A 22162-nucleotide genomic window follows, 5' to 3' on the forward strand; every position below is an offset into this window, starting at 1 on the left:
ACCGGAATCTTCGGCGCCGCGTCCGCCGCGGACGCGGCGCCGGATCGATAAGGCGTTGAAGCCGCAGGTCTTATCGGGAGGTGGATCAGCCGGCCTGTAAGCCGGGTTCTGTAGGGCCGGAGCGCTCGCGCGCGCCGACGTGGCAGCCATTCCTCTGGGACGATCGTTGCCGACCGCCTCGAGCAACCAACCCGGGCGACTGGCCTGGAGAGCCGGCCTGCCCTTCTCGCGAAGGGCGCGCCGCCCCTATTCGGTCTTGCTCCCGGTGGGGTTTGCCGTGCCGTCCGCGTTGCCGCGTCCGCGGTGCGCTCTTACCGCACCCTTTCACCCTGACCCCGGACGGATCCGGGGCGGTCTGCTCTCTGTGGCACTGTCCCTGGGGTCGCCCCCGCCGGAAGTTATCCGGCACCGTCTCTCCATGGAGCCCGGACTTTCCTCCCCGTACGCTCGCGCGTCCGGAGCGGCCGCCCGGCCGGCTGATCCGCGGGCAGATGCGCCCGCGGGGCCGTCCGGGTCAAGGGTGCGGGCCCGCTACCAGGTGCCGGTATTCTCCATTGACTTCCACGGCTCCTGCGGCTCCTTGGCGCCGCCCTTCTGGAGGATCTCGATGGAGATGCCGTCCGGCGACTTCACGAAGGCCATGTAGCCGTCGCGCGGCGGCCGGTTGATGGTGACGCCCTTCTCCTGCAACTTGGCGCAGAAGCTGTAGATGTCGTCGACCTGGTAGGCGAGATGGCCGAAATTGCGCCCGCCCGAGTAGGTCTCCGGATCCCAGTTGTAGGTGAGCTCGATCAGCGGTGACTTGGTCGTCGAGGCGCGCTCGACATCGCCGGGCGCGGCGAGGAACACGAGGGTGAAGCGGCCCTTCTCGTTCTCGACGCGGCGCACCTCCTTCAGGCCGAACGTGTCGACGTAGAAGGCGAGCGCCCGGTCGAGGTCGGCGACCCGGACCATGGTGTGTAGAAATTCCATCGGGACCTGTCCTGTTGCTCTTCGAGAACGGACCCCTGGCCCGCCTCCGGCTGACTCGCCCCGCTAGCTAGCGGCCGTCCCGGCGGTGAGAAGGCCGTCCGGTACAGACTCGGGACAAAACGGCCCGGACGTTCCGGCGAGCCGGAACCCGTCGAGCCGAACTCGAGACTGTGGCGACCTGCCCTCCGGAGCCATCCGCCCGACGGCCGATGCCGCGCCGCGTGCATCCGGTCGGTCCCGCAGCACTCTCTGGATCCGCCGACGGAGAGATCCTTCGGCCAAAGGATGGTGCGCGGCTTACCCAGCAAGTTGTAGCCCCGTTGCGACGGATTGGACTTACTCAACGGGATGACGCGCGCGGTTTCGAACGTCGGAGGCCGTGATGAAGGCGCAGGAACCCGGGCGCGGCAGGCATGATGCACAGATGATCGGCCTCGATGCGGCGCGATTACTCGCCGCGATACTGGTCATGACGTTTCATCTCGGCGCCTACGCTTGGCAGGCGCCGCTCTCGACGGCCGGGCGGGCCTTCGATTCCGCCGCGGCCTACCCGGGCTTGTTCGCCTGGACGTGGTTCGGATGGATCGGGGTCGAGTTGTTCTTCGTCATCTCGGGCTTCGTGATCGCCTACTCGGCCGAGCACGCGACCGCGCGCCTTCCTGCGCAGCCGCCTCCTGCGTCTCGTGCCGGCGGTCTGGATCTGCGCCATGCTCACCGCGCTCGTCTCACTCGCCATCGGCCGCATGGGATCCGTCCGGCACGTGCTGCGGGCCTATCTCGACTGCGTCCTGTTCGTTCCGGTCGAGCCGTGGCTGGACGGGGTCTACTGGACCCTCGGCGTGGAGATCGCCTTCTACGCCCTCGTCTTCGCGCTGCTGCGGCTCGGGCGATTCCGGAGCATCGGCCCGGTCTGCGCGGCGGTCGGCGCCGCCAGCACCCTCTTCTGGGTCGCGACACTGGCCGTGCCGAGCCTCGGCGCCCTCGCGGCGAGCCGCGTGGCCGAGCTGACGCTGTTGCGCCACGGCTGCTTCTTCGCGCTCGGCGTCTTCCTGTGGCTATCGCTGGTCAAGGGGCCGACGGCTGGACGTCTGTGCGTGATCGCCGTCTGCGCGGTCGGGGCGCTCGTCGAGATCGGCGACGCGGCCGAGTCGTTCCTGTTCCAGATGAGCCGGAGCGAGGCTCCGCTCCTCCCGCGCCTCGTCTTCGCGGTCCGCGTCCTGATGATCGTCGCGAGCGTGCGCGGCAACGCGTGGCTCCGCGCGCGGCTCGGCGAGCGGGGCTGCGCGCTGGCCCGGCGGCTCGGGCTGATGACCTACCCGCTCTACCTCCTGCACAACGTTAACGGGGCCGCCCTGATTCACCGCCTCGTCGGCGCCGGGGTCCCGCCCTACGCGGCGCTCGTGGCCGCGTGGGGCGCCATGCTGCTCCTGAGCTTCGCCGTCATGCGCTGGGCCGAGCCGTTCGTCCGCGGCCGCCTGTCCGCCACGCTCGACAGGATCGGCCTTGACCGCCCCCTCCTCGCGGAGAGCCGCCCCGCCCCGGGGCTCTGAGCCGGGCGAAGGCCGCCCGACGCGCGCCGTTTCGACGGCTCCGATCGTTGCGCCGCGCGCTCCGAGGGACCAGAACGGGCCCCTCCCGCACACGGAGTGAGCCGAATGCGCACCGAGACGCCGCCGCTGATCCGCCTCGAGGAATACCGGCCCAGCGACTACCTGATCGATCGCGTCGACCTCGACATCCGTCTCGACCCGCACGCGACCCGCATCGACGCGACCCTGACGCTGCGGCCGAACCCGGTGGGTGTTCCCGCGGCGCCGCTCACCCTCGACGGCGACGATCTCCGGCTGGTCTCGGCCGAACTCGACGGCGCGCCGCTGGCGCCCGACGCCTTCGCGGCGACGCCGTCCGGACTCATCCTCCGCGATCCGCCGCGGCGGCCCTTCGCGCTGCGCCTCGTCACGGAGGTGGATCCGACCGCCAACACCAAGCTGATGGGCCTCTACCGGTCGAACGGGGTCTACTGCACCCAGTGCGAGGCCGACGGCTTCCGCCGGATCACCTACTTCCTCGATCGGCCGGACGTGCTGTCGGTCTACACCACGCGCATCGAGGCCGACCGGGCCGAGGCGCCGGTCCTGCTCGGCAACGGCAATCCCGTCGAGACCGGCGAGGCCGGGCCGGGCCGCCACTTCGCGATCTGGCACGATCCCCACCCGAAGCCCGCCTACCTGTTCGCCCTCGTGGGCGGCCGGCTCGGGAAGGTCGAGACGCGCTTCACCACCATGGAGGGTCGCCCCGTCACCTGCGCGGTCTACGTCGAGCCCGGCAAGGAAGACCGGGCGGGCTACGCCCTCGACGCCGTCATCCGCTCCATGGCCTGGGACGAGACCGCCTTCGGCCGCGCCTACGACCTCGACGTGTTCAACGTCGTCGCGGTGTCCGACTTCAACATGGGCGCCATGGAGAACAAGGGCCTCAACATCTTCAACGACAAATACGTCCTGGCGAGCCCCGAGACCGCGACCGACGGCGACTACGCCGCGATCGAGGCGATCATCGCCCACGAGTACTTCCACAACTGGTCCGGCAACCGGGTCACGTGCCGGGACTGGTTCCAGCTCTGCCTGAAGGAGGGGCTCACGGTCTTCCGCGACCAGGAATTCTCCTCCGACATGCGCTCGCGGCCGGTGCACCGCATCGCCGAGGTGCGCTCCCTGCGGGCGCGCCAGTTCGCCGAGGATGCCGGGCCGCTGCGGCACCCGGTGCGGCCGCGGGCTTACGCCGAGATCAACAACTTCTACACGGCGACCGTCTACGACAAGGGCGCCGAGATCGTCCGGATGCTGCGGACGCTGATCGGTCCCGAGGCCTTCCGGGCCGGCATGGACCGGTACTACGCCGACAATGACGGGCGCGCCGCCACCGTGGAGGACTTCCTCGCGGCCTTCGCGGCGGTGACCGGGCGCGATCTCGACGCCTTCGCCCGCTGGTACGAGCGCCCCGGCACGCCCCGCCTCGCCGTCGCGGCCGCGTACGATCCGGCCGCCGCGCGCTGCACCCTCCGATTCGCCCAGAGCCTGCCCGGCGGCGGCGCGGAGCCCGACGGGCCGCCCCTGGTGATCCCCGTGGCCCTCGGTCTGGTCGGGCCGACCGGGCCGCTGACGGCGGCGACCTGCCCGGACGTGCGGGACGGCGTCTACGTGCTCGACCGCCCCGAGGCCGAGATCGTGTTCGACGCGGTCGCCGAGGAGCCGGTCCCCTCGCTCCTGCGCGACTTCTCGGCCCCGGTACGGCTCGACCTCGCCCTGACCGACGCGGAGCGGATGCGGCTCCTCGCGCAGGACAGCGACCCGTTCAACCGCTGGCAGGCCGCGCAGGACGTGGCTTTGCGGCTGATCCTCGAGCCCGACGCCGATCGCACGGAGGCGTTCGCCGCGGCACTCGGCCGGTTCCTCGACGCCGAGGCCCTGGCCGACCCGGCCTTCGCGGCCCTGGTCCTGGCGCTGCCGAGCGAGGGCGAGGCCGCCGACGCGGTCCCGGCCGACGTGGATCCCGACGCGATCCACCGCGCGCGATTCGACCTGCGGGCGCGTCTGGGCCAGGCCCTGCGGCCGCGGCTCGAATCGATCGACGCGGCGCTCGCGCCGGTGGCCGGTGCGCCCTACAGCCCCGACGCCGCCTCGGCGGGACGCCGGTCGCTCCGCAACGCCGCCCTCGACCTGATCGCCGCCGGCGATCCCCGGGCGGGCGCCGCCCGCGCCGCCGAGCGCCTGGCCGAGGCCACCAACATGACCGACCGGCTCGCCGCCCTCGGCACGCTGGCGCTGATCCCCGGGGAGACCCGCGAGGCCGCCTTCGCGGAGTTCGCGGCCCGCTACGCCGACGAGCCCCTCGTCCTCGACAAGTGGTTCGCCATCCAGGCCCAGATCCCGGAGCCCGGCACCCTCGACCGGATCGCGCGGCTGCAGGAACACCCGGCCTTCACCATGACCAACCCGAACCGCGTGCGGGCGCTGATCGGGAGCTTCGCGTTCGGCAATCCGACCCAGTTCGCCCGGCGGGACGGGGCGGGGTTCGCCCGCGTGACCGACACGGTCGCGGCGCTCGATTCGACCAACCCACAGGTTGCCGCGCGGCTCCTCACGGCCTTCGGATCCTGGCGCCGGCTGGAAAAATCACGCGGCGCCAAAGCGGTCGAAATGCTGAATGGGATCAAGGCGATCCCGGGGCTTTCCCGGGACACGGCCGACATCGTCGCGCGCACCCTCGGAGGTGGCTAAGCATCTGAACCTGCGGTAGAAATCGATTCTCGGGCGGCCGGGCAACACCCGGCTTTCGTCAAGCCCTTATGGTAAAAAATCCGTGGACAAACTGCCCCCCGAAGTGATTGTATTCAGTCAGATTCGGGGGGCCTTCGGGGGCCGGGTGCCCGCACCGGATCACAGTTCCCACGGGCGAGGTTCGGCCATGCCGGAGGCGGCTTCCGCTTCCTTCTCCGCGCGTGCGGATTCGAGTCTCACGATCTCCTGGCCCATGCGGAGCCGGGACCCGCGGCTCGGCCAGGCCGAGCGCTGGCTGCGCTACGCCGTGCCGGGAACGCTCGCGGTGTTTCTGGCCTGCCTCGTCGGGCTCGCGGCGCTCCACATCCAGGGCCAGCGGGCCGAGATCCTGGCGGGTGCGAAGGCCGAGGTCGAGGGCTTCGCCCGTCTGGCGGCGCGGGCGGTGGACCCGGCCGGCACCGTGGCGGAGGACCTGCGCGCCCTGATGCCCGAGAGCGAGCGGCATCCCGGCCGCCGCCTGCTGGTGGTCCGCCCCGACACCCGCATCGTCGCCGCCCATCCGCCGCTGCCCGCCGACCGGACGACCCTCGCGGCGGTGCTCGGCGAGAGCGAGCCGCTCTCCGGCCTCGGCGAGCGCGCGGGCGCCATGGCGCTCGAACTTCCCGGCGGCGAGAGCGTGCTCGCCGCCATGCACAGCCTGCCCGGCGGTGCGGGACAGGTGGCGGTGCTCCAGCCCGTCGAGCCGCTGCTGCGCGGCTGGAGTGCCCGCACCCGCGACCAGATCGTCCTGATCGCCGCCGCCGCGATCGTCATCGTCGGCGTCGGGCTCGCCTACGGCCTTCAGACCCGTCAGGCCGCCCGCGCCGACCGCGCCCGCGAGCAGATCCGCGGCCGCCTGGAGACCGCCCTGCGCCGGGGCGCCTGCGGGCTGTGGGACTGGGACATCGCGCGGGGCCGGATCTACTGGTCCGATTCGATGTACACCCTCCTCGGCTACCGGCGGCAGCACGAGTACCTCTCGTTCGGGGACGTCAACGGCCTCGTCCATCCCGACGACGGCGACCTGTACAGCCTCGCCCGGGGGCTCGCGGCCAACCAGACACATATCGACCACGCCTTCCGCATGCGCGGCGCCGACGGGGCCTATGTCTGGCTGCGCGCCCGCGCCGAGGTCGTGGCCGACGCCGCCGACGGTGGTCGCCACCTCGTCGGCATCGCCAACGACATCAGCGAGCAGCGGGCCCTGGAGGAGACCAACGCCGCGGCCGACATGCGTCTGCGCGACGCCGTCGAGGCGATCTCGGAGGCCTTCGTGCTCTGGGATACCGGCAACCGCCTGGTCCTGTGCAATTCGAAGTTCCGCCACCTCCACGCCCTGAGCCCCGAGGATGCGCAGGCCGGCCGGAGCTACACGGACGTGATGGGCCGCGGCGTGCTGCCCCAGGTCCGGCGGGAATCGCCCGAGGCCGGGATGGCGCTGACCGGCGTGGCGGCCCGCACCTTCGAGGCCGAACTCAGCGACGGCCGCTGGCTGCAGATCAGCGAGCGGCGCACCAAGGACGGCGGTTACGTCTCGGTCGGGACCGACATCACCAGCCTGAAGCGGAATCAGGAACAGCTCCTCGCCTCCGAGCGCGAACTGATCGAGACCGTGAAGGACCTCAAACGGTCCCGCCGCACCCTCGAACTCCAGACCCAGCAGCTCGCGGACCTCGCCGAGCGCTACCTCGACCAGAAGGCGGCCGCCGAGGCGGCCAACCAGGCCAAAGCCGAGTTCCTGGCCAATATGAGCCACGAGCTGCGCACGCCGCTCAACGCCATCATCGGCTTCGCCGACGTGATGGAGAACGCCGTGCTCGGCCCGCTCGGCACCCCGCGCTACACCGAGTACTGCCGCGACATCCGCGAGAGCGGTTCGCACCTGCTGTCCATGATCGACGACATCCTCGACATGGCCAGGCTCGAGGCCCGGCGCGTGCGCCTGAGCCCGAGGGCGATCTCCGCCGAGACCGCCGTCAGTGCGGCCCTCGCGCCCGTCGAGGCGGCCGCCCGCGAGAAGGCGATCACCGTCAGCGTCGACGTCGTGCCGGGGCTCGAGCTCCTGGCCGACCCGCAGGCGATCGGGCAGATCCTCGCCAACCTCGTGCAGAACGCCGTGAAGTTCACGCCCGCCGGCGGCCGCGTCGCGGTCCGCGGCCGCCGCGCCGGCGCCTGCACCCACCTCTACATCGAGGACAACGGCATCGGCATCCCGCGCACCGACCTCGCCCGCCTCGGCCGGCCCTTCACGCAGGTCGAGCGGCAGATGACCCGATGCCACAAGGGTTCGGGCCTGGGGCTCGCCATCACCCGCTCGATGGTCGAGCTGCACGGCGGCTCGCTCCGGATCCGCTCCGAGGAGACGGTGGGCACCATCGTGCTCGTACGGCTGCCGGCCGCCCCGGCCGAGCGGCCGGAGGCCCTCGTTCCGACCGGCTCGACCAGTTCCGCGACGGCCGATGCGGCGACGGTCATGCGCGAGGCGCCGCGGGCGGCCCGGACCGCGGCAGGCCGCTCCGCCGTCGCCTGAGCGGGACCGCTCACGGACGCGGATCGAGCCCGCCGCGGCGCGCGAGACGCGCCTGTTCCGCGTGCCAGCGCGCCTCGGCGACAGCGCGCGCGAGGCGCCGGATGCGCCAGCGCCGGTAGAGGGACAGGACCGGGTTGCCGCCGAGACCGGCCTGATGGCGCCTGAGGCGTCGCAGCAGGTCCGGCAGCTGCGCCGAGGCCGCGTCGCCCGTGGCGATGTCGATGGCCCGCATCTCCGCCCGGAGCCCCGCCTTCCAGTCGTCCATGATGCCCGCCTCCGCGATCATCGCCCGCCCCGCGCGGGCCGCCGGTGGTCCGAGCAGCCCGCTCGCCGTCTCGCCCGCGGCATGAGTACACGCCGGAAAACCCTCCGTTCCGGATCCGGGTTTGCTCCGCAGGTGGTCCGCTCGGCGGACCGGACGTGGAGGATACGGCCGATGCGATCCAAGACAACGTACCGCTGCACCCTGGCGCTCCTGCTCGGGCTCGCCGCCGGGCCCGCGCTCGCGCAGAGCACGGGCTACGTCACCGGCTTCCCGGGCAAGGATCCCGCGGGTGACGAGGAGATCGGCTGGGGGCCGGCCTACCGGCCGGAGACGAGCTTCGCGCAGCCCGGCACGCCGCCGACCCCCGGCGCGATCGCCGGCCGCGCCTATCGCGATCGGACCGGGCACGGCGTCTACGACCAGGTGCAGGGCGACGGTCTGTACCGGGGCCGCTAGAGCCGCGCCCGCTCGAAGCGAGACGGAGGCGATCGTCGGGCCGGCGCCGGGCGAGGCGCGGGTCTCCTCTCCCGCGCGGGAGAGGGAGCACGGCGCGGATGTCTCGACCGGGGTCGCCGGCCTTCCAAGCCGTCTGAGCCGATCGCGACCGGCGCTAGCGCCGCCGCAGGGCCCGCTTCGCGGCCGCCCGCCCGTCCCCTTCGAACCGGGCGAGCCGGAGGCGCCGCTCCAACGAGATCACCTGTCGACCGGGCGGGACGGCGATGATCTCGGCGACCGGAACCCGGTCGCGGTAGAGACCTTCCAGGGCCGATCCCTCCAGAGTCGCCGAGTCGAGCCGGTCGGCGAAAGCGGTCTCGTGGCAGGCGCGCACGATCTCGGCCTCCAGCAGCAGGCCCGGGGCGTGGCTGCGCAGGTCCTCGTCGTAGGCGGTCTTCAGCAAGGTCGCGACACCGCCGTTGACCAGGGCGAGGCTGACGGCGACCAGCCGGCCGTCGAGGGTCAGCGCGTCGGCCCGGACGCCGACCGGACCCGGAGCGGCGGTGAACAGCGCCCGGGCCAGCGCGGCACTCTCGGGCCGGCAGGCCATGGCGGTGCCGGCCCGCCCCTTCCACCCGGCGCGCTCCAGGTCGAGGAAGGCCGCGACGAGGCGGGCGAGCTCCGCGCCGGCCGTGGCGCTCGCGAGGGTGACGGTTCCGATCTCCGCCAGGCGGCGCGCCCGGCGGCGCAGATCCTTGAAGCGCGCGCGGTCGGGATGATCGGCGAGGAACGCCGCGTGATCGGCGCGCCGATCCATGACCGGGCGGTCGAAGCCCGCGACCGTGCCGATGGCCCAGCCCCGCGCGCGCATCGCCGCCAGCATCTCCGGCACGGCGCCCTCCCCGGTCGGCAGCAGCGGCCAGCGCCAGGCGCGGCCGCCGGCGGCGACTTCGAGGCCGCCCACCAGGGCCAGCGCGTGAGCGGCCCGGTCCGGACCGTCGGCGATCAGGGGCGCCGTGGCGGTCACGTAGGGCGAGAGGAAGGGCCGCAGGCTCCGGCCGCCGAGGACCGACAGGTCCCGGGCCGCCCGGTACGGCAGCAGCGCGACCAGCCGGTCGCCCGCGCGGACCGTGACGTAACGGAGGGCCGCCGGCAGCAGCCCGGCGGTCCGATGGGCCTCGATGACGTGCCGCGAGAAATGCGGGTGCGGCGCGGCACTCGCCGCGACCAGCGCGTCCCAGGCCTCCGGCTCCGGTGCGTCGCCGAGGGTGACCGCGCCTCCGGTCGCCGTGCCGAGGGTGCGCGCCGGGATCATCGGACCGTCCCGGCGGCCCAGACCGGCGTCGGCAGCCCGTGGATCCGCCCCGCGGCGCGCGCCAGCAGGGCGGTCCGGCCCACGGTCGCCACCGCCACCGCCACGGCCGCGCCGAGGATCCCGAGGGCCGGGACCAGGGCGAGGCACAGGCCGGCGGCGGCGAGGAGGCTCCCCGCCGTGATGCCGGCGCAGAGCCGCTCCCCGCCCAGCATGGTCAGCAGATCCTCGCCCGGCCCGAACAGGCTCGCCCCGACGCTGCCGGCGATCAGGATGCACAGGATCGGCACGCTGTCGCCGAGACCCGGCCCGAACATGGCCAGCAGCAGGGGGCTGACCGCCAGGATCGCGCCGCCGACCACGAGCGTCGCGGCCGCCGTCAGGCGGCCCTGGCGCCGGACCAGCTCGGCGAGGAGGAAGCGGTTGGCCTGCGCCTGGGCGGCGCTGTAGCGCTGGAGCGTCGCCGCGCTGACCGCGTAATGCACGAACACCACGAATTGCTGGATGCGCGTCGCCGCGAAGTAGACCCCGACTTCCGCCGGACTCACCAGGGCGCCGAGCACGATCACGTCGACGAAGGTGAAGCCGGCATTGGCGAGGTCGATCGCGGCGATCGGCAGGCCCGTGCCGAGCCACGTGCGCCACCGGTAGCGGTGCGGCCCGGGCGGCAGTTCCCGCCGGAGCCGCGCGGCGAGCAGGCCGGCCTGCAGAGCGGTCGCGACCGCGGCGGCGATCAGCATGCAGGCCATCGCGACCTCGGCCCGGGGCGGCGCGCCGAGCAGGATCGCCGCGACCATGCAGGCCATCATCAGGGTCTGGCGCAGGAGGTAGGGCGGCGCGATGGCGAGCCCGACCCAGTTCTGGCTGCGCGCAACGCCCTCGAGGTAATCCTGGAGCGCGAAGAGCGGCATCACGCAGAGCGCGACCATGATCGGCGCCCAGTAGGCGGGGGCGAACAGGTCCGGCTCGAGAACGAGCAGCGCCGCGCCGAGGCCCGCCACGGCGAGCGCCGCCCCGCCGGTCACGAGGGCGCCGGCCCGGATGTAGCCGCGCGCGAGGTCGAGGTCGCCCTGCGCCTGATCGCCCGGCACGAACCGGCACGCGCCCTGCGACAGGCCGAGGGTCAGGGTGTGGCCCAGCATCGCGGTCCAGACCCAGACCGACGCGAAGATCCCGTAGGCGTCCCAGCCCATCAGCCGCGCCGCGAGCACCTGGGCGCCGTAGGCGAAGCCGGCCGACCCCACGCGGATCGCGAAGACCGTCAGGGCAGCCCGCTGCGGGCCGCCGCGCAGCGCCCGGAGGTGCCGGAGCGCGAGGACAGGGAGGGCCGTGGCTGACACTACGCGCTCCGCGCCGGACCCGAACTCGGCGGGAGGCCGATCTCTGGCCGTCCGGTCTAGCCCGGGGCGCGTTGCGGCTCGGTTAAGGGCGGCTGGGCCGGGGCCGCCTTGGGCTCCTTGGGCGCCTCCGTCCGCAGCAGCGAGGTCGCGATCGTCAGGGCCACGTGCTCGGCCATGCAGCGCAGGCCGAGGTCGTTGAGCCGGAACTGGCGGCCGAGCATGTGGCCCTCGCCCTTGTCGCTGCGGCGCGACAGGTACTGCAGCGCCTCGTAGCGCCGGACCAGCGGCACACCCTGCTGGGTCGCGACGCTGCGCACCGCCTCGACGATCCGGTTGTAGTCGACGTCGGCCGCCATGCTGGCCGTGTAGATCGGGTCGACCAGCACCACGTCGATCCCGTGGGACCGCATCCAGCCCACGGCCTCGGCCAGCGCGCTCGCGAAGGCGTCCACGTCGACGCGCGCGATGGCGTCGTGGGTGCCGACCTGCCAGACGACGAGGTCGGGCTCGGCCTCGGCCACCATGGTGCGCAGGCGCTCGGCGGCCCCGGAGGCGATCTCGCCCGGAAGGCCGCGGTGGTCGATCACCACGTCGACCTTCGGGAGGGCGTGTTCCAGGGCGGCCTCGAGCTTGGCCGGGTAGGAGGCCGAGGCGCCCGGGGCCGCGCTCCCGCCGATCGCCAGGATCTTGAGGGGCCGGTTCTCAGCCAGCGCCGCCTTGACGGCGCCGAGCTGGGCGACGGTGTAGAGCTGCGCGCCCGGGACCCGGCATTCCTGCGACAGGGCCGGATCGTCCGCTGCCGGAACGGCCGCCTGCTCGGCCGCTCCGCCGGCGGTGCCCGACAGCAGGACGGCGGCCAGCGCCGCGGCGAGCCGGACCCGCGTCATGTGCGGGGTCGCGCCGATCTGCTGCGGCTGCGCCATTCGACGAACCATGCCGTAAACCCCAGCCCGACCAGGCCCGAGCCGGCGACCAGCATATCGATCAGCGCGCCGCCGCCCGTCTGGAAACGCACGAGCTGCCCGATCAGGCTCAGGATCGAGCCCATCGAGAACACAGCCAGTGAATTCCGGCCCATCTGACTCAGATAACCGACGACGCGGCCGATTCGGGGGGCGAGAACCGCGTAAAGCGGTGCAAACGCTAACAATACCCCCAGGAAATGTAGCAGTCGCGCCGGTGTCAGGTAAGTCTTCTCGAACGTGAAGAGCAGGCGCGGCTCCGGAACGAGCATCGGGTCCGGGCGGATCTCCGTCACGGCGAGCACGATCCCGAGGAGAACGATGACGACGCCCGCCGGGAACAGGCGCCGCGACCAGCGGCGCAGGGCGTCGGAGCGCAGGTTCCAGCCCTGCAGGACGAAGCCCAGCACCAGCAGGAGCTGCCAGCAGAGCGGATCGAAGAACCAGTCGCCCTCGCCCGGCCAGGACGGCACGTTCCACCCGAAGACGAGGCTCGCGAGGTAGACGCTCACGGACAGCCCCAGGGCCGAGAGCAGGCTGAAGCGGCCGACCAGCACGAAGACGGGCGCGATGCCGATCAGCAGAACGTAGAGCGGCAGGATGTTGAAGTAGCCGAGCTGGTAGGTCAGCAGCGCCATCCCGCAGACCGACTGGATCGGGTCCGCGAAGAAGTTGCCGGCATTGTGCCACTCGAGGATCAGCGGGTTGTCGAGCAGCAGCGCCGCGCCCGCGATGAGGGCGAGCGCCAGCAGCATCACGGTGAGCTGCGCCCGGTAGACCTCGACGGTGCGGGCGAGGAGCCGCACCACGCTCCGGCCGGGCGGCTCCGGGTTGCCGTCGCGCCCTCGGGTGGCGATCCCGATCGACCAGCCCGCCAGGAACACGAACAGCTCGGCCGCGTCCGAGATGCCGTACTGCGAGAAGGTGTAGCGCTCGAAGGTGTTGCCCGGGATGTGGTTGATGAAGATCGTGATCAGGGCGAAGCCGCGCCAGAAGTCGATCGCGTTGGGGTCCCGCATCGTCGCGGCGGCTCCGAGTTTCGACGCTTCAGGATGGCGGCGGCGGGAACGCGGCCCGTGATACGGCGCCGCATCGCTTCTGCAAAGGCGAACAAAGGTGGGGATCGCGCCGCCCGGTCGAACCGGATGGTCACACCCGCGTTATGGCCCGGCACGGAGTTCCGCACCCATGACCCGCCCCCTCGTTGCCCTCGGCCTCGCGTTCCTCCTGCCGGTCCTGGCGGCCGGCCCCGCGTTGGCCCAGGCCCAGACCGGCACCGGCGGCGGCCCCGCCTCCACGGCGACCGCCCCCAACACCTCGACGGTCGGCCGCGTCATGCCGCCGAGCCGCGGGGCCGGCGCGGCGACACCGGACGACCGGCGCGTGCGCACGCCGCGCGAGGCGAAGAACGACAGGCTCATGCGCGGCATCTGCATCGGCTGCGCCCCCCGCTAGCGGGGCGGCGACCGGGCGCCGCCGACGGCGCTACTTGCCGCGACGCAGGCGGAGATCTTCCTCGCTCTCGCGGGAGAGCCGCAGCAGGTTCTGCCCGTAATTGGTCTTGGCGAACATCTCGCCGCGGGCCACCAGCTGGTCGCGGGTGATGAACTTCTGCAGGTAGGCGATCTCCTCCAGGCAGGCCACCTGAAGACCCTGCCGGTTCTGCAGGGTGCGGACGAACTCGCTCGCCTCCAGCAGGCTGTCGTGGGTCCCGGTGTCCAGCCACGCGTAGCCGCGGGACATGCGCTCCACGTGCAGCTGACCGCGCTGCAGGTAGGCCTCGTTGACGCTGGTGATCTCCAGCTCGCCGCGGGCCGAGGGCCTCACGTCGGCGGCGATGTCGAGCACCTGGTTGTCGTAGAAGTACAGGCCGGTCACCGCCCAGGTCGATTCCGGGGTCTGCGGCTTCTCGACGATCTTCGTCGGCCGTCCCGACTTGTCGAGGTTGACCACGCCGTAGGCCTGGGGGTTGTCGACATGGTAGGCGAAGACGGTCGCGCCCTGTTTGCGGCTCGACGCGCGCTCCAGGAGCTCGCCCATGCCGGCGCCGAAGAACAGGTTGTCGCCGAGGATCAGCGCCACGTCGTCGTCGCCCACGAAGTCGCGCCCGATCACGAAGGCCTGGGCGAGGCCCTCCGGCCGCGGCTGGAGGGCGTAGGAGAACTTCAGGCCGAACTGCTCGCCGGTGCCGAACAGGCGCTTGTAGTTGTCGAGGTGCTCCGGCGACGAGATGATCAGGATCTCGCGGATGCCGGCCAGCATCAGCACCGAGACCGGGTAGTAGATCATCGGCTTGTCGTAGACCGGCAGGAGCTGCTTGTTGATCGACAGCGTGGCCGGGTGCAGGCGCGTGCCGGATCCGCCGGCCAGAACGATGCCCTTCATGGCTTGGAAACTCCCTCTGAGACCGGCCCGACGAGCCGATCCAGGATGTCGTCGAGCGCCGCCTCCCAGGGCCGCGGCGCGATGCCGTAGGCGGCCGTGAGGCTGTCGGTGGACAGGCGCGAATTGGCCGGCCGCCGGGCCGGTGTCGGGTAGACGGAGGTCGGGATGCCCTTGACCGGCACGGAGCGCCCGCCGCGCCGGGCCGAGCCCGCCACGATCGCCTCGGCGAAGCCGCACCACGTGGTGTCGCCCCGGTTCACGCAGTGGAACGTGCCGGCGGGCGCGTCCGGATCCGCGGCCATGGCTCGCGCGATCGTCGCGAGGGCGGCGGCGAGGTCGGCGGCCGAGGTCGGGCAGCCGTGCTGGTCGTTCACCACGGTCAGGGCGTCGCGCTCGGCCGAGAGCCGGAGCATCGTCTTGACGAAGTTGCCCCGGTGCGGGCTCACCACCCAGGCGGTCCGCACGATGGCGTGGCGCGGGTTGCCGGTGCGCACCGCCAGCTCGCCGGCGGCCTTGCTGGCGCCGTAGACGCTCTGCGGGTCGATCGGCGCGTCGGGCGGGTAGGCCCCGTCGGGCTTCGTCCCGGCGAAGACGTAGTCGGTCGAGACGTGCACCAGCGGGATGGAGCGCGCCGCCGTGGCGGCCGCCAGGATCGCCGGGGCGAGGGCGTTGAGGCGCCACGCCGCCACGACGTCGGACTCGGCCTTGTCGACGGCCGTGTAGGCGGCGGTGTTGATCACCGCCCCGTAGGCGCGGGCGGCGAGCGCCGCCGCGACGGCGTCCGCGTCGGTGATGTCGAGTTCCGCGCGGCCCGGCGCGTGGACGGTGACGCCGTCCGGCCAAGCCAGGGCCTGCAGCTCGGTGCCGACCTGCCCGGCGCCGCCGAGGACGAGGACGTCCATCAGCCGTTGAGCCCCAGGCGCTCGCCCTTGTAGCGGCCCTCGCGGATCGGGCGCCACCAGCCCTCGTTGCCGAGGTACCAGGTCACGGTCTCCTCCAGCGCCTGCTCGAAGGTCTTCTGCGGGCGCCAGCCGAGCTCGCTCTCGGCCTTGGTGCAGTCGATCGCGTAGCGCCGGTCATGGCCCGGACGGTCGGCCACGAAGCTGATCAGCTGCTCGTGCGGGGCGCCCTGCGGGCGCAGCCGGTCGAAGGCCGCGCACAGCGCCTTGACCACCGCGAGGTTGTTGCGCACCGCGCGGCCGCCGAGCAGGTAGGTCTCGCCGATCCGGCCACGCTCCAGCACGGCCACGAGGCCCTTGGCGTGGTCCTCCACGTGGATCCAGTCGCGCTCGTTCAGGCCGTCGCCGTAGACGGGCAGCTTCTTGCCCTCGAGGGCGTTGAGGATCATCAGCGGGATCAGCTTCTCGGGGAAGTGACGCGGCCCGTAATTGTTCGAGCAGTTGGTCACCAGGACCGGCAGGCCGTAGGTCTCGTGCCAGGCGCGGGCGAGGTGGTCGGAGGCCGCCTTCGAGGCCGAGTAGGGCGAGCGCGGATCGTAGCGGCTCTCCTCCGTGAAGAACGCGTCCGGCGGCAGCGAGCCGTAGACCTCGTCGGTGGAGACGTGGAGGAAGCGGAAGGTCTTCTTCCCGGCCTCCGGCAAGGCCTCGTAATGGCCGCGGGCGCCGTCCAGCATGGTCTGCGTGCCGATCACGTTGGTGCGCACGAAGGCGCCCGGATCGGTGATCGAGCGGTCGACGTGGCTCTCGGCGGCCAGATGCATCACCGCCTCGGGCTTGAAGTCCGCGTAGGCCTTCTGCACGGCGGCGCGGTCGCAGATATCGGCCTCGACCAGGCGATGGCGCGGGTTGTCGGCGAGCGGCGCCAGCGAGACCGGGTTGGCCGCGTAGGTCATCGCGTCGAGGGTGCAGACGTCGTGGCCGAGATCGTTGACGAGGTGCAGCACCAGCGCCGAGCCGATGAAGCCGCAGCCTCCGGTCACCAGGATGCGCATGGTGGGTTACCTCTTCGGATCGAACGAGAACTGAGAAAGTCGGGGCAGCCTAAGACCGGCCGTCGTGACAAAATTGCGGCCGGGCCGCGCTCTTCAGAAGACGCGGCCGAGATCCGCGAGCTTCGGCGCCCGGCGATCCTTGTCGGACAGGATCGCGGCCTCGGCCGAGATCGGCCACGGGATCCCGATCGCCGGATCATTCCAAAACAGCGCGCGGTCGTGCTCCGGGCTGTAGTAGTCGTCGACCTTGTAGGCGACCATGACGTCGGGGGTCAGGGTGCAGAAGCCGTGCGCGAAGCCGTGCGGGATGTAGAGCTGCTCGCCGTTCTCGGCGTCGAGGGTGACGGCGACGTACTTCCCGTAGGTCGGCGAGTCGGTGCGGATGTCGACCGCGACGTCGACGATCGCGCCCTGCAGCACGCGGATCAGCTTGGCCTGCGCGCGGGGGGCGATCTGGAAGTGCAGGCCGCGGACCGTCCCCTGCGGGGCCGAGAAGGACTGGTTGTCCTGCACGAACGGCGTGGTGATGCCGGCCCGCGCCAGGGTGTCGGCCCGGAAGGTCTCCGAGAACCAGCCCCGCGCGTCGCCGAAGCGCTTCAGGACGATGCGCTTCACGTCCGGGATCTCGGTCTCGATGACGTCCATGCCAGCGCCCTTCTTGCGGATCCCGTCGCGAGGTCCAGCGGACGTCTCCGCGTCGGTCGTTCCGGGTCGCGCGCCCGCCTCGCCGACCACAACCTCGGTGATGCCCCGCGACTTCCGGTCATTCGCTGTCCGTGTCAAGGCGTGCCGGCTGCGGTGGCGTGCACGAGAGGGGCCGATGACGGGCGGAGCCGGACCCGCGGTGGACGGCCTGCTGTGCGTCCAGCTGGCCGATCCGGCCTGCACGTGGAGCCTCGGCGCCTACGGAGCCGGCGCCGCGTTCGCGCGGGAACCCGACGAGCCGGCGTGGCCCCTCGGGGACGGCGCGACCGGCCTCGTCACGCTCCGCGGCGCGCTCGCGATCCGGGCGCATCCGGATCTCCGGCCGTTCGCCTACGAGACCGGCTTCGATGGCGGCTGGAGCCAGGCGGTCGCGCTCTGCCTTCCCGAGGCCGCCTGCGCGATGGGCCGGCGCACCGTTCTGACCGAGCTGGGCCCCGACGTGGCGGCGGTCCGAACGGAGGACCGCGCCGCGCTCGTGTTCGACCTCGGCCTCGGGCTGCGCGCCGCGGATGCCTGCCTGCGGACCGCCGACCCCGAGCGGATCGGCAGGTTGCGCGCCGCGGCGGGCCGACCGCTCCTCGCGACCGGCGACGGGGCGATGCCGCCCGCTCTCGTCTCGGGTCTGGACCAGGTCGTCGTCACCCGCATCGGTCGCGTCGAGGTCTTCGCCCCGGAGGCCGATCGGGCGGCCGCGGGGCCTGTGCCGCGGACCCACGTCCTGCCGCAGATCCTGCGACTCGGACGGACGCACGCGGCCACCGCGCCGATCCCGCGGGGCTGGGTGCCCTGCGGGACGCTGCACCCGGCCCATCCCGCGCGTGACGGGGCCGGGCGGCCGACCCCTTTCGACGCCGGGCGCCACGCGGCGTTCGGGCGTGTCCTCGACCGATGGGGCGATCCCGAGTTGGTGGCCCTGCGCCGCGCTGTGCTGGACGGCCAGGATCCCGATCCGTCCCGCGCGGGCGGGCGGTACGCGCGCTTGGCGATCCGCGCGGCGCGCGCGCAGCTGAGGGCCAGCGGCGGCTAGGGCCGTTTCCGAGCGCGTCGCACCGGTTCGGAGGGCCGGACATCCCGGTCGAGACAGCCGCGCCATGCCCCCTCTCCCGTGCGGGAGAGGGTTGGGGTGAGGGACGAGACGCGTCCGGGTCGCACGCCCTCGAAGCTCCGTCAGCTCGCGCCTTTTTCGGACGGACCTGATCCCTCACCCTGTTCCTCTCCCGCACGGGAGAGGGGACCGGCGCCTCGTGCGGCACCGGCTCGGCGATCACTTCGTCCGAACCCGATCGCGGGACCGGACACGAGCCCCTCAGGGAATGCCGATCATCTTGTGGGTCTGCAGCGAGAGCCGCCAGCGGGCGTCCCGCCGACAATAGGCGATCGCCGCCTCGGTGCTGGCGACCCGGTCAGGCCCGTCCATGGGCTGGAGGAAGCGGTGTTGGAAGGCGAGGCCCACGAATGCCGCGGGATCGGCGTCCGCCTGCGGGTAGACGAGCTTCAGCTCGTGGCCGGAGACCTGCGCGAGGGCGTTGCTCCCCTTGGGGCTGACGCAGATCCAGTCGATCCCCGGAGGCGCCGGCAGCGTGCCGTTGGTCTCGATCGCGATCTCGAAACCGGCCGCGTGAACGGCCTCGATCAGCGGCGTGTCGAGCTGCAGCAGCGGCTCGCCGCCGGTGAAGACGACGTAGCGGTTCTCGGCGCCCCCGGCCCAGGTGGCGGCGATCGCGCCGGCGAGGGAGGCCGCGTCCGCGAAGCGCCCGCCGCCCTCCCCGTCCATCCCGACGAAGTCGGTGTCGCAGAACCGGCAGGCCGCGGCGGCGCGATCGGCCTCGCGCCCGGACCAGAGGTTGCATCCGGCGAAGCGGCAGAACACGGCGGCACGGCCCGCCTGCGCGCCCTCCCCCTGGAGCGTGTGGAAGATCTCCTTGACCGCGTAAGCCACAACCGTCCCAGTCACCGCCGCGCGCGATCCGGCCCGCGCGCTCGGCCTGCACATAAGCCGTGCCGCTCCCGCGGGCCACCGACAACCGCGCCGTGCAGACCCGCGATACGATCTCGCCTTGCTCTTGCCACGGTAGGCTCGTTCATGCCGAGATGCAGTCCGGCGACCGCCTTCGGCCGACCGGGTTGCGCCGCTCTCCGGCTGGCCGGCCGGAAATCCGACGCCCCAGGGCGTCGATCCAGGCGATCCTCTGACGAGTCGGGCTCGAATGTCCTCTTCTCTCCACCGACGCCTCACCGTCGGGCTTGCGGCGCTGACGGGTCTGCTCGGGGCGGGCCTGGTCGGGATCGGCGCCGCGAACGCCGTGACGGTGCCGATCCTCGTGGCCGACGTGGATTCCGGCAAGGTCATCTACGCGCAGGCGCCGACCGATCCCTGGTACCCGGCCTCGATCACGAAGCTGATGACGACCTACGTCGCCCTGGACCTCGTCCGGCAGGGCAAGGTCTCGCTCGACTCGATGATCACCATCTCGGCCGCCGCCGCCGCCGAGCCGCCCTCGAAGATGGGGTTCAAGCCGGGGACGCAGCTCACCCTCGACAACGCCTTGAAGATCATCATGGTCAAGTCGGCGAACGACGTCGCCTACGCGATCGGCGAGTCGCTCGGCGGATCCGTCGAGAACTTCGCCGCGCTGATGAACGAGACCGCGCAGCGGATCGGCATGCACGACAGCCGCTGGTACAATCCCAACGGCCTGCCCGACCCGCGCCAGTGGACCTCCGCCCGCGACATGGCGGTCCTCGCCCGGGCGCTGATCCGCGACTTCCCGGATTCCCACGACCTGTTCTCGATCTCGGCGATCCAGTTCGGCCGCGCCGTCATGGCGAACCACAACGGCCTGCTGGGGCGCTATCCCGGCACGGACGGGATGAAGACGGGCTTCATCTGCTCGGGCGGCTTCAACGTCGTGGCGACCGCCACGCGCAACGGCCGGCGGATCGTCACCATCGTGATGGGGCAGCCGACCCCGCGCGAGCGCGACGTGAAGACCGCCGACCTGTTCGACTACGCCTTCGGCCAGAGCGCCGGCTGGACCAGCCCGACCCTCGACGCGCTGCCGGCCTCCGCAATCCCGGCGCCCCCGGACATGCGTCCCTTCGTGTGCGGCGGCAAGAAGCCCCCCGCCATCGAGGACGGCCCCGGCGCGCTGAGCGCTCCCGGCTCGGCCGCGCAGCTGATCGGCGGCTCGGCGGCGAACTCGCCGGCGCTGGCGCTGGCGGCGTTCTCCAACCCGGCCCTGCGGGCGCGGTCCCTGCCGCCGCGGGCGCCGCTCCAGCCGATCGCCGTCTGGGTCGGTCGCAACCCGGCCGAGGGCCAGCAGATCCTCGAGGCCCAGGAGGCCGAGCAGAAGGCCGCCGCCGCCAACACCCGCGCCGCCAAGCTCGAGGCCGCCAAGGCCAAGCGCATGGCGGCCGCGGAGGCGGCCAAGCAGGCGCGCGCGGCGCGTCTTGAGCGGGCCGAGGCCGCGAAAGCCGCCGCCAGATCCGCCCCGAAGGTCGCCGCGAAGCCGGGCCACGGCGTGCCGCGGAACGCCAGCGCCTACACGTCGGACGTCACGCCGGGGATGCCGGAGGCCAAGCCCGGGAAGGGCCTGACCAAGCCGGCGCCGAAGGCGGCCGCCCACAAGCCGGCGCCCGCCAAGGCCGAGACGAAGTCCGACAAGGCGGCCGCGAAGGCTCCGGCCAGGAAGCCGGCCGCCAAGAAGGCGGCGGCCGACGAGTAGGCCCGCGCGGGTGCCCGGCCGGCCGCCGCGTTGCCGCGGAGGCCGCCACACCCCACTTCGTCGCCCATGCCGTCGCCCATGTCAGAGACCGCCGCCCCCGCTCCGGACCCGCGCCGCCCGGAGCCGATCCCGCTGACCGTGCTCACCGGCTTCCTCGGAGCCGGCAAGACCACCCTGCTGAACCGGCTGCTGCGCGATCCCGCGCTCGCCGACACGGTGGTGATCGTCAACGAGTTCGGCGAGATCGGCCTGGACCACCTGCTGATCGAGACCGTCGACGAGGACATGATCCTGCTCGGCGCCGGCTGCCTGTGCTGCACGGTGCGGGGCGACCTGATCGCCACCCTCGAGGATCTGCTGCGCAAGCGCGACAACGGCCGGATCCGGCCGTTCCGGCGGGTCGTGATCGAGACGACGGGCCTCGCCGATCCGGCGCCGATCCTGCACGCGCTGATCTACCACCCCTACCTCGTGCTGCGGTACCGCCTCCAGGCCGTGGTGACGGTGGTGGACGCGCTCACCGGCGCCGCGACCCTCGACGCCCATCCGGAAGCCCTGCGGCAGGCCGCGATCGCCGACCGGATCGTGCTGACCAAGGCCGACCTCGCGGGCGACCTCTCGGGGATCCGCGCGCGCCTCGCTGCGCTCAACCCGGCCGCCCCGATCGTCGCGCCGGACGCCCCCTCGGAGACGCTCCTCGGCGGCCTGTTCGGCCTCGACGGCAAGACCGCCGACGTGCGCGCGTGGCTCGGCGACGCGGCGCTGGAGCAGGCGGATCACCGCCACGCCGACGTGAACCGCCACGACGCGTCGATCCAGGCGGTCTGCCTGACCAGCGCGGCGCCCGTCCCGCGCCCCGCCTTCGAGATGTTCATGGATCTCCTGCGCTCCGGCCACGGGCCGAAGCTGCTCCGGCTCAAGGGCCTCGTCGCCCTCGCCGACGATCCCGAGCGTCCCCTCGTCGTCCACGGCGTCCAGCACGTGTTCCACGCGCCGGTCACCCTGCCGGCCTGGCCGGATCCCGACCACACGTCACGGCTCGTGCTGATCCTGCGCGACCTCGATCCGGCCTTCGTGCGCCAGCTCTGGGACGCGTTTCTCGGCCGCCCCCGGGTCGACGCGCCGGATGCCGCCGCCCTCACCGACAACCCGCTGGCGATCCCCGGCTTCTGACGCCGGCGGTCGGCACCGTCCTTGAAGCCCTCGACGCGAAGGGCGCCCCGGAGGCGCCGGATCGTCCCGGATCGGGACGGATCGTCGA

Annotated in this window: 19 protein-coding genes and 1 other RNA gene; 8 read left to right on the top strand and 12 right to left on the bottom strand. The window is 72.6% G+C overall.

Translation table 11 applies throughout. The annotated features are described in order from the left end of the window. Positions 1–81 precede the first annotated feature (81 nt). Positions 82–480, bottom strand: an RNA gene (gene rnpB, locus LOK46_RS12730) — RNase P RNA component class A. A gap of 51 nt (positions 481–531) precedes the next feature. Further along, complete coding sequence (locus LOK46_RS12735) at positions 532–972, bottom strand: VOC family protein (protein WP_273564090.1); 441 nt, start codon at positions 970–972, stop codon at positions 532–534. 707 nt (positions 973–1679) lie between these two features. Between LOK46_RS12735 and LOK46_RS12740 the strand changes: the two genes are divergently transcribed. From LOK46_RS12740 to LOK46_RS12750, 3 genes are all read left to right on the top strand, one after another. Then, entirely contained in the window at positions 1680–2522 is an 843-nt protein-coding gene (locus LOK46_RS12740) for an acyltransferase family protein (RefSeq protein WP_273564091.1), read from the top strand. A gap of 105 nt (positions 2523–2627) precedes the next feature. Next, complete coding sequence (gene pepN / locus LOK46_RS12745; protein WP_273564092.1) at positions 2628–5252, top strand: aminopeptidase N; 2625 nt, start codon at positions 2628–2630, stop codon at positions 5250–5252. 187 nt (positions 5253–5439) lie between these two features. Next, positions 5440–7821 carry a sensor histidine kinase gene (locus LOK46_RS12750; protein ID WP_273564093.1) on the top strand — a complete coding sequence of 794 codons (2382 nt, stop codon included), beginning with the start codon at positions 5440–5442 and terminating at the stop codon, positions 7819–7821. 10 nt (positions 7822–7831) lie between these two features. On the opposite strand, the gene LOK46_RS12755 is transcribed toward LOK46_RS12750, so the two are convergent. Then, positions 7832–8086 carry a hypothetical protein gene (locus tag LOK46_RS12755; RefSeq protein WP_273564094.1) on the bottom strand — a complete coding sequence of 85 codons (255 nt, stop codon included), beginning with the start codon at positions 8084–8086 and terminating at the stop codon, positions 7832–7834. 171 nt (positions 8087–8257) lie between these two features. On the opposite strand from LOK46_RS12755, the gene LOK46_RS12760 reads away from it, so the two are divergent. Further along, positions 8258–8542, top strand: a complete 285-nt coding sequence (locus LOK46_RS12760; RefSeq protein ID WP_273564095.1) for a hypothetical protein — start codon at positions 8258–8260, stop codon at positions 8540–8542. Positions 8543–8696: 154 nt separating this feature from the next. On the opposite strand, the gene LOK46_RS12765 is transcribed toward LOK46_RS12760, so the two are convergent. Genes LOK46_RS12765 through LOK46_RS12780 form a run of 4 tightly spaced genes read right to left on the bottom strand, consistent with a single transcriptional unit; the run spans position 8697 to position 13154 of the window. Next, entirely contained in the window at positions 8697–9836 is a 1140-nt protein-coding gene (locus LOK46_RS12765) for a GNAT family N-acetyltransferase (RefSeq protein ID WP_273564096.1), read from the bottom strand. Then, positions 9833–11173, bottom strand: a complete 1341-nt coding sequence (locus LOK46_RS12770; RefSeq protein WP_273564097.1) for a lipopolysaccharide biosynthesis protein — start codon at positions 11171–11173, stop codon at positions 9833–9835. The genes LOK46_RS12765 and LOK46_RS12770 overlap by 4 nt, the downstream gene beginning before the upstream one ends. A gap of 56 nt (positions 11174–11229) precedes the next feature. Further along, positions 11230–12096, bottom strand: a complete 867-nt coding sequence (locus LOK46_RS12775; RefSeq protein ID WP_273564098.1) for an SGNH/GDSL hydrolase family protein — start codon at positions 12094–12096, stop codon at positions 11230–11232. Continuing rightward, positions 12057–13154 (bottom strand): OpgC family protein, encoded by a 1098-nt coding sequence (locus LOK46_RS12780; RefSeq protein WP_273564099.1) that lies wholly within the window; start codon positions 13152–13154, stop codon positions 12057–12059. The genes LOK46_RS12775 and LOK46_RS12780 overlap by 40 nt, the downstream gene beginning before the upstream one ends. 169 nt (positions 13155–13323) lie before the next feature. Between LOK46_RS12780 and LOK46_RS12785 the strand changes: the two genes are divergently transcribed. Beyond that, positions 13324–13590, top strand: coding sequence for a hypothetical protein (locus tag LOK46_RS12785; RefSeq protein ID WP_273564100.1), 267 nt, complete (start codon positions 13324–13326; stop codon positions 13588–13590). Between the two features lie 30 nt (positions 13591–13620). On the opposite strand, the gene rfbA is transcribed toward LOK46_RS12785, so the two are convergent. The 4 genes from rfbA to rfbC all read right to left on the bottom strand — a co-directional run bounded on the left by rfbA (position 13621) and on the right by rfbC (position 17116). After that, positions 13621–14520, bottom strand: coding sequence for a glucose-1-phosphate thymidylyltransferase RfbA (rfbA, locus tag LOK46_RS12790; protein WP_273564101.1), 900 nt, complete (start codon positions 14518–14520; stop codon positions 13621–13623). Continuing rightward, on the bottom strand, positions 14517–15422 hold the full coding sequence (rfbD, locus tag LOK46_RS12795) for a dTDP-4-dehydrorhamnose reductase (protein ID WP_273564102.1): 906 nt from the start codon (positions 15420–15422) through the stop codon (positions 14517–14519). The genes rfbA and rfbD overlap by 4 nt, the downstream gene beginning before the upstream one ends. Continuing rightward, complete coding sequence (gene rfbB, locus LOK46_RS12800) at positions 15422–16471, bottom strand: dTDP-glucose 4,6-dehydratase (protein ID WP_273564103.1); 1050 nt, start codon at positions 16469–16471, stop codon at positions 15422–15424. The genes rfbD and rfbB overlap by 1 nt, the downstream gene beginning before the upstream one ends. A gap of 93 nt (positions 16472–16564) precedes the next feature. Then, complete coding sequence (gene rfbC, locus LOK46_RS12805) at positions 16565–17116, bottom strand: dTDP-4-dehydrorhamnose 3,5-epimerase (protein ID WP_273564104.1); 552 nt, start codon at positions 17114–17116, stop codon at positions 16565–16567. 175 nt (positions 17117–17291) lie between these two features. On the opposite strand from rfbC, the gene LOK46_RS12810 reads away from it, so the two are divergent. Beyond that, positions 17292–18203 (top strand): DUF6925 family protein, encoded by a 912-nt coding sequence (locus tag LOK46_RS12810; RefSeq protein WP_273564105.1) that lies wholly within the window; start codon positions 17292–17294, stop codon positions 18201–18203. A gap of 279 nt (positions 18204–18482) precedes the next feature. On the opposite strand, the gene queE is transcribed toward LOK46_RS12810, so the two are convergent. Continuing rightward, positions 18483–19115, bottom strand: a complete 633-nt coding sequence (gene queE, locus LOK46_RS12815; RefSeq protein ID WP_273564586.1) for a 7-carboxy-7-deazaguanine synthase — start codon at positions 19113–19115, stop codon at positions 18483–18485. 268 nt (positions 19116–19383) lie between these two features. Here queE and LOK46_RS12820 point away from each other — a divergent pair, with 268 nt between their 5' ends. Beyond that, complete coding sequence (locus LOK46_RS12820; RefSeq protein WP_273564106.1) at positions 19384–20901, top strand: D-alanyl-D-alanine carboxypeptidase family protein; 1518 nt, start codon at positions 19384–19386, stop codon at positions 20899–20901. 78 nt (positions 20902–20979) lie between these two features. After that, positions 20980–22074 (top strand): CobW family GTP-binding protein, encoded by a 1095-nt coding sequence (locus LOK46_RS12825; protein WP_273564107.1) that lies wholly within the window; start codon positions 20980–20982, stop codon positions 22072–22074. Positions 22075–22162 lie beyond the last annotated feature (88 nt).

It is taken from the genome of Methylobacterium sp. NMS14P (assembly GCF_028583545.1).
In the GTDB taxonomy this organism is placed as follows: domain Bacteria; phylum Pseudomonadota; class Alphaproteobacteria; order Rhizobiales; family Beijerinckiaceae; genus Methylobacterium.